This is a genomic window from Roseimaritima sediminicola (genome assembly GCF_009618275.1).
GTDB classification, from domain to species: Bacteria; Planctomycetota; Planctomycetia; order Pirellulales; family Pirellulaceae; genus Roseimaritima; species Roseimaritima sediminicola.
In genome coordinates this window covers 1-342 of sequence record NZ_WIAD01000178.1, presented here as the reverse complement: position 1 = coordinate 342, position 342 = coordinate 1, and the positions used below count along the sequence as shown (strand labels likewise).

Below are 342 nucleotides of genomic sequence, written 5' to 3'. Positions count from 1 at the left end.
GAGGTTTCAGCGGATGCTTGAAGCCATTGCCCTTCTGCGAGGTTTGATTGCCCTTTCGATCCAGACGGCCGGCAGCTTTGAGCACTCGGTATGTCGTTGAAGGAGCAACCGCTACCACATCCTCGTCGAGCATCATGAAGGTCAGGCGGCGATAACCCTCTAGCGGATGTTTGTCGTGGAACGCGACAATCGCTTGTTTCTCCCAGTCGGCCAGCCACCAGTCACGAGGGATCTTCCCGTTGTGAGCGTTGATCTTGCCGTAGCGATGCTTCCAGTTGTTATGCTTGCTTGCGGACAGCCCGATCCAGTCGAGTAGCTGGCCGTAACGGATCTCGGTTCGTT

The 342-nt window shown here is 56.1% G+C and carries 1 protein-coding gene; it reads right to left on the bottom strand.

Translation table 11 applies throughout. The features are described from left to right. A partial coding sequence (locus tag GE027_RS22965) for a transposase (RefSeq protein WP_162006911.1) occupies window positions 1-342 on the bottom strand: 342 nt, incomplete at both ends.